Source organism: Pseudoalteromonas neustonica, from assembly GCF_001653135.1.
GTDB lineage: Bacteria > Pseudomonadota > Gammaproteobacteria > Enterobacterales > Alteromonadaceae > Pseudoalteromonas > Pseudoalteromonas neustonica.
The window spans coordinates 84,372-90,753 of the sequence record NZ_BDDS01000012.1; the positions used below are offsets into that span (position 1 = coordinate 84,372).

At 39.7% G+C, this 6,382-nt stretch carries 7 protein-coding genes; 6 read left to right on the plus strand and 1 reads right to left on the minus strand.

All coding sequences use genetic code 11. The features are described 5' to 3' along the window. Positions 1-106: 106 nt before the first annotated feature. The 6 genes from A7967_RS15800 (at position 107) to A7967_RS15825 (ending at position 5,962) form a co-directional block, all read left to right on the plus strand. On the plus strand, positions 107-814 hold the full coding sequence (locus tag A7967_RS15800; protein ID WP_064435854.1) for a pirin family protein: 708 nt from the start codon (positions 107-109) through the stop codon (positions 812-814). Positions 815-1,360: 546 nt separating this feature from the next. Next, positions 1,361-2,341, plus strand: coding sequence for a hydrolase (locus tag A7967_RS15805; RefSeq protein ID WP_054455378.1), 981 nt, complete (start codon positions 1,361-1,363; stop codon positions 2,339-2,341). Further along, positions 2,338-2,583 (plus strand): YheU family protein, encoded by a 246-nt coding sequence (locus A7967_RS15810; protein ID WP_054206058.1) that lies wholly within the window; start codon positions 2,338-2,340, stop codon positions 2,581-2,583. Before A7967_RS15805 ends, A7967_RS15810 begins: the two co-directional genes overlap by 4 nt. Before the next feature lie 59 nt (positions 2,584-2,642). Beyond that, positions 2,643-3,839, plus strand: a complete 1,197-nt coding sequence (locus A7967_RS15815) for a dipeptidase (protein ID WP_054206134.1) — start codon at positions 2,643-2,645, stop codon at positions 3,837-3,839. A gap of 167 nt (positions 3,840-4,006) precedes the next feature. Further along, the gene (locus A7967_RS15820; protein ID WP_054206057.1) at positions 4,007-4,912 is read left to right on the plus strand and encodes a hypothetical protein; all 906 of its coding nucleotides are present in this window, start codon (positions 4,007-4,009) and stop codon (positions 4,910-4,912) included. 120 nt (positions 4,913-5,032) lie between these two features. Further along, positions 5,033-5,962 (plus strand): alpha/beta fold hydrolase, encoded by a 930-nt coding sequence (locus tag A7967_RS15825; protein ID WP_054206056.1) that lies wholly within the window; start codon positions 5,033-5,035, stop codon positions 5,960-5,962. Positions 5,963-6,218: 256 nt separating this feature from the next. Here A7967_RS15825 and A7967_RS22490 read toward each other — a convergent pair. Then, the coding region (locus tag A7967_RS22490) for an EF-Tu C-terminal domain-related protein (protein WP_501193728.1) at positions 6,219-6,382 on the minus strand (164 nt) is incomplete at its 5' end.

The window sequence follows — 6,382 nt, forward strand, 5'->3', positions numbered from 1 at the left end:
TTGTTGTTGAATTTGAAAAAGCAATTTGCATTTCTACGTATTTATCAAACAATCATATCTCTCTAAAATGATTCCATCAACTCAACGCACCAGTAAGGTATTAAGTATGAAAGTATTATCTAGAGATTCATTAAAGTTAGGCGGCTTTGCAGGCATTACAGAGCATCGCTTAGTGACCGATAGTAGGGTTTTTGGGGCGCGTAAAAAACCAGAAACTTTCGAAGGCTTTGGTAACATGGTGTACCTTGCTGATGCTCGATACAATCCATTAGGCAGCTCTGGTATGCACCCACATAGTGAAATCGATGTTATTTCAATTATTATTGAAGGCAGAGTGAGCCATGAAGGATCGATGGAACACGGTAAAGATTTAATAGCAGGTGATGTGCAAGTACAAAGAGCCGGTGGTGAAGGCTTTAACCACAACGAAATCAACCCTGACAACAAGCAAAACCGCATGCTACAGGTATGGGCCTTACCGGAGCAAAACGGCCAACCAGCCGACTACAAAGCATACACCCCCAGCAAATCAGGCGTCACCCGTATTTATGGCGGTGATAACAACCAACATACTACTTTTAACAGTCATACGGTTATGGAAATAGTGCATTTACAAGCAAGTGAATCAATGCAAATCGCACAAGAAAACTTTACTTATATTATTTCAGGCGCTGCTGTTGCTGATAACTTAACAATCGGTACGGATGCAGAAACTACATCCCTAAACGAGGGTGACTTAATCTCAAGCCAAGGTATTCACTTCTTAGCTAAAACAGATTTACACATGCTGGTTGTTAAAAAGCTTACAGACTAAGTTAAACATAAATGACGACCCACACAATGAATGCCTGAGCTTAAAAGTTAATGTAGGTCGCGGATTTATCCCGACAATTTTTATAAGCACACTTAGATTGATCTAACTTTTTGTTATTTTAAAAACCAGCAGTGTAAAGGCCCTTAGCTACTTTTTTAATGCGTTAACAGCCTTCAAAACATGATCCATATCAACTTATTTACCGCTGTTTTTATAATCAGGAAAATAGCTTGATCTGGATCATATCACCCCCCGCTAAGTCGGCCTATGATTACCCCATAGACATCAGGAGGCAGGTTATGGACGTATTCTTTAGAGATTTTTTTAGCGACCCAGTACTATTTTTATCATTTGGTTTTTTAGGAATAGTTATTAGCTTATGCCTTTTCTTTGTGTATTTCTTTATGAAAAAAATACACGATGCAGATATTCCAGAACAGCATTAAGCACGACGCACAAAGCCCCTATCAAGTTATTTGATTAGGGGCTTTTTATTGCTAAAAATTTGTTACACTAGCGATTCAATTAGCTAAACAGTTTTAAATTATGTCTACAGAATTCAAGCCTGCTTGGTGGATGACCAACCGCCATGTGCAAACAATTATGCCGCGGTTTTTTCGCCCATTTCATACCACGCGCTACCAATTAGAGCAGCTTGATACTCCCGACGGTGATTTTTTAGAACTTGCTTGGTCACTTCCTAAAGACGATAACGCACCACTTGCTATTGTGCTGCACGGCCTCGAAGGCAATATCAATAGCTTTTATGCTAAAGGCATGATGAAAGCACTAAAAAAGCAGGGTTTTAGTGTTGTCTTAATGCATTTTCGTAACTGCTCTACGCAAGTTAACCGTTTGCCACGTGCTTATCACAGTGGTGAAACAGGTGATCTCGACTTTTTTATCAAACAACTTAAACAACAGTTTCCTCAGCGTTTAATGGTTGCAGTGGGTTTTTCGCTCGGTGGCAATGTACTGGCTAAATATTTAGGTGAACAAGGTGAGCAATGCTTACTCGATGGAGCGGCGGTTATTTCGGCCCCTTATGATTTATCGCCTTCATGCCAAGTAATTCGTAAAAGCTTGGCTAAAATTTATCAAAAGTACTTACTTGATCGCATGAAAAAATCAATGAAGCGAAAGCTCCCTCAAATCAAGCAACAAATTAACTTAACGCCTGAACAACTTATGGGTATTAACGATTTATGGCAATTTGACGATAAGCTTACCGCACCATTACACGGCTTTGTGGGTGCTGAAGATTACTACCAGCAAGCTAGCGCCATGCCTTTTTTAAAACATATAACAACACCTACCTTACTTGTACACGCCAAAGACGATCCAATGTTGTCAATAAAAGCCGTGCCCAGTAGGCAAGATGTGAGTGAGCATGTTACGCTGCGCATCTCAGAAAAAGGCGGCCATGTTGGCTTTATAAGTGGTAAAAACCCATTCAGGCCCATTTATTGGTTAGAACAGGTCGTGCCACACTACTTTACCCAGATCGTTAAAAAAGAGCCGTTATGATCATCCCCCATGAGCAGTTAGATAAAGACACCCTATACAATTTAATCGAGAGCTATGTGCTGCGCGAAGGCACCGATTACGGTGATGTTGAATACAGTATTGAGGCAAAAGTTAGTCAGGTAAAAAAACAGCTACACAATGGCGAAGCCATGGTGTTCTTTTCAGAGTTACATGAGTCGGTGACCATTATTTCTAAAAGCGAATTTAAAGCCCTTCAAAGTGAAGTGCAATTTAGCGAGTAAACTTGTAACCCGAGTTACAAAAATAGACAATGGCTTTTTCACTCAAAGAGCCATTAAAAATGATAAAACTAAGCTCAGTAGTTATTGCCGTTTCACTTGCTTTGTCCTGCCATACCCTACAAGCTACAAGTATTACCGCATCCGACAAGGCAATTAAACTCGCTAAAGATACAATATTGATCGATACCCATATTGACGTACCGTATCGTATACACCGAAATTGGGCCGATGTAACACAAGCGACTGACGGCGGTGATTTTGATTACCCACGTGCAGTTAAAGGCGGTTTAAATGCCCCTTTTATGTCGATATATATTCCTGCTCATTTAGAGTTTGAAGGCAAAGGTAAAAGCTACCAACTGGCAAACCAGTTAATTGATGGTATGGAAGCAATTGCACAGCGTGCACCTGATAGATTTGCAATTGCAGATTCGACCACAGATATTAAAGAACACTTTAAGCAAGGTAAAATATCGCTGGCGATGGGCATGGAAAATGGCTCTCCGATTGAAGGTGAGCTAAAAAACCTACAACACTTTTTTGACCGCGGCGTGCGCTATATAACGCTAGCTCATTCACAAAGCAATCATATTTCTGACTCGTCGTATGATATTCGCCGTAAATGGAAAGGCTTAAGCCCATTTGGTAAAGAGCTAGTAAAAGAGATGAATAACATTGGCATGCTAATCGATGTATCACACATTTCAGATGATGCGTTTTATCAAGTAATGGCATTATCTAAAACACCGGTTATTGCTTCACATTCATCATTGCGTAAATATACACCAGGTTTTGAGCGTAATATGGATGATAAAATGCTATTAGCGCTTAAAAAGAATGGTGGTGTTATTCAAATCAACTTTGGCTCAAGTTTTGTCACTTCAAGCTCACGTAATTGGTACGATCAACTCAATAACACCAAAGATTCAGCGAAAAAACAAGGCACTAAATTAAGCAAAGATTTTGATGCCGCTTATCGTGCTAAAAACCCATTCCCATTTGCAAGCTTAGAGCAAGTACTTGATCATATTGATCACGTTGTTGAGCTAATTGGTATCGATTATGTTGGTATTGGCTCTGATTATGACGGTGTGGGTGACTCATTACCTATTGGTTTAAAGGATGTATCAACCTATCCAAACCTTGTGCAAGGTTTAATGAATAGAGGTTACAGCGATACTGATATTAAAAAAATACTTAGTGGCAACACGCTACGAGTTTGGCAACAAGCCGAAGCCTATGCAGCAAAACATTAAGCGTTAATTTAATAAAGGTACGCCCATAGTTTATGGGCGTACCTTTACGCTAATCATCTATTTAAAACTATTTGCAACTCTCTTTCAGGGCTTTTTCTCTACATCTTTTAACAGACTTTAATACCCAAAAGCGGTAGATTATTGCTTTTTAATATGGAGTCTCCTACATGCCAATTAGTAAAGGATCTTTTGCTATTGCCCTTGCTTCAATTGCTGTTGCAATCTCATGCTATGGTGCATTTTTCAAATCTGCCCCCCTTGTTGCTCACCAGCTTGATACCGAAATTTTACAACAATCAGTAAAAGACTTACCAAAAAATAGCCACGATAGTCCGCCTTCTATTACAGAACTTCACAACAAGATAAGCGCTTTACAGCGACAAGTAGCAAACTTGAATTTACAAAACCCTACAGCTAACAAAGTACAAAATACGGATGAATTTAAAGAGTTAGTATTAGCCGTGTTAGTAGAGAAAGAGCAAGAAGAAGTAGAAAAAATGCGTGAAGAAAACCCGTTATACGGTTTTTATGCAGACTTGCCACAAGATTATGAGCTGCGTATCAAATCAGAGCCTGAATATGCCAAAAAGGTTACTGCGCAATTACGGGAACAAATTCTTAACCCTAATCTTGCCGATATTGATAGGCTGGCAGCATTAAGCCAACTACAAATGAATATGTATATTTTGAATAAATCAAAAATGCCTGAATATGATTTTGAAGTAGTCGATAACATTTTAGATTTGGCTGAAAATAGTACTGATGATAAGTTTAAAATTCAAGCGATAGAAGTGACCACTCAATCACCTGTACTTGACTATCGCCTCGCAGAGCGTTTTACCTCGTTATTAAAACAAGACTCTAATGACTATATACGCCGCTTAGCTGGTCAGGGGCTGCTGGCACAGTATTACCAAGCCCAAGATTCGCAAAATGAATATAGTAAACAGATTGCCCAACACATCCTATCACTCTATCAAAATACATCTGATAGTACTGTGAAGTCAGTATTAAACGATATGATGGGCAATGAGAGCTTACTAGAAGAAATGCGAAAACACACTGAGGGCTAATTATTTAAAGGCTTGAGCTGTTAGATATAAAAAATTCATACTTGTATTTATCAAGGATCACTGAGCTTTGCCTATACTTGTCTATATCAGCCCATAAATAAGCTATCAACATAACGTAATATGCGCACGATTAAAATTAAAAGTGGCATTACTATTAGCTACCAAGACCAAGGAGATAAATCAGCCCCCGCGATTATACTTATTATGGGCTTAGGGGCGCAGCTCATCGTGTGGCCTGAAGAACTCTATTTTGGCTTGGTTAATAGTGGCTTTAGAGTGATCAGGTTTGATAATCGCGATACTGGCCTTTCGAGCCAATTAGAACAGTATGGCGATCCGAGCTTACTAAAAATTTGGTTAAGTAAACGTCTGCCACTGACATCCAGCAATATGTATACTCTTGATGATATGGCAACTGATGTGATTGAGTTAATGGATGCACTGAACATAAAAAAAGCCCATCTAGTTGGCGCATCTATGGGGGGCATGATTGCACAAATTATTGCCGCAAAATATAAAAAAAAGGTCCTGAGCCTAACCTCAATCATGTCTAGCTCTGGCAAACTGAAACTATCATTATCTGGGCTAAAATTATTTCTACAACTAGTAAAACATCGCCCTAGGTCCCCTAACCGCAATAGCGCCATTCAGTATAATATTAAACTTAATCAACGAATCGGCAGTCCCGCTTATCCCCAAGATGAGCAAGTATTACGCAAACAAGCCATTTCAGGGGTAGATCGTGCGTATAACCCTCGGGGTTTCAATCGCCAATTAGCAGCCATTGCCGCAAGTGATTGCAGGCAACATTTAATGCCGAAAATAAAAGCGCCTACTTTAGTCATTCACGGCAATGTAGACCCAGTTATGCCCGTTGCCGCGGGTAAATTAACCGCGATGCAAATACGTAAAGCGAAACTAAAAATAGTCACAGGCATGGGTCATAATTTCCCACCTGCATTAATGGCAAAAATGACCAAGTGGATCAGTAAACACGTTAAAAAAGCAGAGAAAAAACGCACCCAGAAAAAGTTAAAGAACAAGCCATAAGCCATAAGCTATCAGCTATCAGCTATCAGCTATCAGCTATCAGCTATCAGCTATCAGCTATCAGCTATCAGCTATCAGCTATCAGCTATCAGCTATCAGCTATCAGCTATCAGCTGCAAAATTTTGCTCATTTTAACTTAGGTGTCAAGAGAAGCTTGTCTTTCACTGACGGCTTAGAGCTTACAGCTCAAATCGCAGCCATTAAAAAAGGCCACCGAAGTGACCTTTTTCTAACAATTAACTTAAACGTTAATTATTACTCTACGATAGTTGCTACAACACCAGCACCTACTGTACGGCCACCTTCACGGATAGCAAAACGAAGACCTTCATCCATCGCGATTGGCGAGATTAGAGTTACAGTCATCTTGATGTTATCACCAGGCATTACCATTTCTACGCCATCTGGTAACTGTACGT

Bases quoted from the DNA above. Each gene is read 5' to 3' on its own strand.
- A7967_RS15815 (WP_054206134.1), top strand. From the start codon at position 2,643: ATGATAAAACTAAGCTCAGTAGTTATTGCCGTTTCACTTGCTTTGTCC.
- A7967_RS15810 (WP_054206058.1), top strand. From the start codon at position 2,338: ATGATCATCCCCCATGAGCAGTTAGATAAAGACACCCTATACAATTTA.
- A7967_RS15820 (WP_054206057.1), top strand. From the start codon at position 4,007: ATGCCAATTAGTAAAGGATCTTTTGCTATTGCCCTTGCTTCAATTGCT.
- A7967_RS15800 (WP_064435854.1), top strand. From the start codon at position 107: ATGAAAGTATTATCTAGAGATTCATTAAAGTTAGGCGGCTTTGCAGGC.
- A7967_RS15825 (WP_054206056.1), top strand. From the start codon at position 5,033: ATGCGCACGATTAAAATTAAAAGTGGCATTACTATTAGCTACCAAGAC.
- A7967_RS15805 (WP_054455378.1), top strand. From the start codon at position 1,361: ATGTCTACAGAATTCAAGCCTGCTTGGTGGATGACCAACCGCCATGTG.